A 3,386-nucleotide genomic window follows, 5' to 3' on the forward strand; every position below is an offset into this window, starting at 1 on the left:
GAGGGATTTCAGGCACTTACATCCTGCCGATTGGCCACACATGTGGTATACACGGAGGCATGGAACGGGTGTCTGATAAGCTTCATCTGCAAAAGCGCGGCAACGTTTGGCACTACTATCGCCGCGTTCCCAAAGACCTTGTCCCGGTTCTTGGGAAAAGGTTCATCAAGTATTCTCTCAAGGTGGCGAGTCTGTCAGAGGCGAAGCGGCTGAGGACGCTTGCCGACATCAAGACCGATGCGTTGTTTGCCTCGGCCGAAAAGGCACTGAGTGGCAACGGGCGTCCGGCCGATGTTCTGGCACCGAAAGATTTCTCCGTTGACATGCTCACCGAGTATGTTCGGGAAACCATTGAGCGTCTCGATAAGCGAAATGCAGAGCAACTTTCCCTCGATCCGCCAGAGAGCCGCGATCAACGGGAAGAGATTTGCATGAATACGGAGATTGGACTCCAGATACTCTCGAACCCGTCCGATCCTCGCCGTGACGAATGGGTCGATGGGTTGAGCAAGCGCATCTTGGCAGAGGCTGGGGTCGAGGTCGAAGTTGGCAGTGCCGACTATGTTCGCTTCAGCGAAATTGTGCGGCGAGGTCTCGTTGAGCTCAACCGGCGAAAGCTTGACCGGTACAATGATCGCTTCGACGTTCCCTTCCACGACAGCTTGTTCGATCCATCTCGTCCACCCGCCGTCACGTTCGCTGAGTTGGCCAAGACCTACTTGAAGGAGAAGGAAGAGGAATACGAGCTCAATGGCGTTTCCTTGAAACGTGTTGACAAAGTGCGCGCTGCCGTCGCGACGATCCGAGAGATCGTTGGCGATTCCTTGCCAGTCCACGCCATTGATGATGATATCGTGCAGAAGGTGCGCAGCACACTCGCGAGGCTCCCGGCCAATCGGGTCAAGCTCTATCCGAGACTTTCGATCCCCGTTGCCATCGAGCGGGCGGCGAGGCAGAACAAGCCGGTCCTCGCGCCCATTACGCAACGTGTCTATCTGGACGTGTTCCGGGACCTTTTGAAGGTTGCTGTTCGCAAGAAGCTACTTCCGAACAATCCCGCAGCAGATGTACGACCTCTGAAGAAAGACCCCGTTCCACTCGAAGAGAAACGGCTTCCCTGGACGAAGGAGCAGCTGAAAGGCTTCTTTGAGGGAAAATTCTATCGCAGCTGTGCTCCGGGCGGAAAGGGATACTCAAAGCCGGACTGGGCTTGGCGCTTTTGGCTACCGCTGATCATGCTGTTCACCGGCGCACGCCCCAATGAGATTGCGCAACTTGAAATTGGGGACGTTAAGCAGACGGTTGCCGGCACTTGGTATCTCGACCTCACAAATGGTGAGGATGAGGATGGCGGCAAGCGTCTGAAGACGGCTTCCAGCCGCCGCAGAATACCAGTGCATTCAGAGCTGATCCGTATCGGATTTCTGCAGTTCGTAGTTAAGCGTAAGAAAGAAGGGGTCAGCCAGCGACTCTTCCATGAGCTGACGCCGGATAAGTACGGTAACCTTGCTACTTACGCCACCCGCCGGTTCAACGAGCGGTTCATCGGCGAAGAGATTGAGCTTGGGCCTCGCCAATCCTTGTACAGCTTACGCCACAATGTTCGCGATGCCCTTAGGCGTGTGCATGCGCCCGAAGAAACGTTGCTCGCTGTGACAGGTTGGTCGCCCAGTGGGAAGGCTGTCAGTTACCAGTATGGCGATCCCGGAAACCCTGACCATCACATCTCGTGGGTGGCGAAGATAGCCTATGATGGACTCGACCTTTCGTTTCTCCACGTACCAAAGTCTTGTAGCATCTAGTGCGCGAACTTTTCTCCAGACCATCATTCGGCTTGGCTAAATTCGGAGTTCAACGCTTAAACTCATGACCAAGATGAATGGAAAGAAGCAGGATTTCGATTCCGAAACGCTAAGTATAAACTTAGATTGCTTGAAGGGAACAGCGAGGAAGCTTGCAGAGACGGTTCTAATTCATGCGGATTATGAATATGAGGGCTTCAAGTGGCTGTGCAGTACCTTTGGCAACATCGCTCAGCATCTTGGGGTAAGTGAAAAGACCATCAGAAGGATCGCCAGTAAACCACCCTTTCACTACATCACCCGGTACACACCCGAGGACGGCAAGCATATTCTCATAAAACTCGGTGTTGCCCCCTGCGAGACAGATTATGTGTTCAGGCTGCGCGCTGTCTGGGTGCGAGGCCTCGCTTACTTTAACGAAGCAGCCATCCAAGAATGGCCGATGGAGGTAAAGAAGGCGAAATATTTTGGCTTACCGTATGATCGTTTGCTGAAGCGAATCGAGAAGGCGAAGGAATGGGAACCCGTTCTGGAAAAGATAAAGGCAGGAAAGCGAATCTCCTTGAACGTCAAACCGCACGAAATTGGCCTTCTCCGTGAGTGCATACGACAATTGGACGACGATGTGTTCGATACTGTCGCCTTTCTTGCTTCATGGAACGGTTGGCACAGTTTCACTTCCTACCTGAAGGCGGCTGAACGTGAGGGATACTTTTACCACTGGCCAACCTTGGGTCCCATCGCACGAAATCCTGATATCGCCCTGCAGGCATATCTTGATGCTCTTCAGGAACAAGGAAACATCAGCATCGCCGAAAGTGCGAGGTTGAATGCAAAGATCGCGAAATTAACTCCTCCGACCTAGCCCGAATAATTCATGGCGGGTTGGCGGATGTGGCGCAAGCCGTTGAAATGACGTAGGATTTGGTTGTCGAAGCCGATCCGAATCATTTCCCGGAGACCACACCCGCCATGACCGATCCTACTCTGCCGCTGAGCGGTTTGTCATCTGTCGGCGGCAAGTCCGTCGTGGCCCGTTTCGACGGCGGCATGCTGTCGTCCGACAGCGGCGTCCTGGCTCTGGCCGAGGTCGAAAAGCGGCTGCGTGTGGCTGACCGTCTGGCGCGGTGCATCGACGATCCGCGCTGCCCGGACCGGGTCGTCCACAGCCTGGCGGACATGATCGGCTTCCGCATGAAGATGATTGCCGCCGGCTACGAGGATGGCAATGACGCCAACCGGCTGCGCTGCGATCCGGTCTTCAAGATGGCCCAGGATGCACTGCCTTCGGGTCGGGACCTGGCGTCGCAGTCGACGCTGTGCCGGCTGGAGAACCTGCCCGGCGTGCGCGAGCTGGTCGCGATGAGCCGGGCGATGGTCGACCTTTACTGCGCCTCGTTCCAGCAGGTGCCGAAGCGGATCGTGCTCGATATTGACGACACGTTTGATGCCGTGCACGGCGGCCAGCAGCTGCGCCTGTTCAATGCCCATCACGACGAATACGGCTTCCAGCCGATCGTGGTGTTCGATGGCGCGGGCCGGTTCGTCGGTGCGGTCCTGCGGCCGGCCCGGCGGCCGAGTGGG

At 55.9% G+C, this 3,386-nt stretch carries 3 protein-coding genes; all 3 read left to right on the forward strand.

What is annotated here, in order from left to right; translation table 11 throughout:
* On the forward strand, nucleotides 1–1,802 hold a 1,802-nt coding region (locus NYR58_RS20110), incomplete at its 5' end, for a site-specific integrase (RefSeq protein WP_261522906.1).
* 64 nt (nucleotides 1,803–1,866) lie between these two features.
* The gene (locus NYR58_RS20115; protein WP_261522907.1) at nucleotides 1,867–2,667 is read left to right on the forward strand and encodes a hypothetical protein; all 801 of its coding nucleotides are present in this window, start codon (nucleotides 1,867–1,869) and stop codon (nucleotides 2,665–2,667) included.
* 107 nt (nucleotides 2,668–2,774) lie between these two features.
* Nucleotides 2,775–3,386 (forward strand): transposase (locus tag NYR58_RS20120; RefSeq protein ID WP_261522908.1); only part of this gene is annotated, 612 nt, incomplete at its 3' end.

Origin of the sequence: Chelativorans intermedius (assembly GCF_025398255.1) — a bacterium.
In the GTDB taxonomy this organism is placed as follows: Bacteria; Pseudomonadota; Alphaproteobacteria; order Rhizobiales; family Rhizobiaceae; genus Chelativorans; species Chelativorans intermedius.

Excerpts from the sequence above, each read along its gene's own strand:
- NYR58_RS20115 (WP_261522907.1), top strand. The coding sequence starts at position 1,867 with ATGACCAAGATGAATGGAAAGAAGCAGGATTTCGATTCCGAAACGCTA.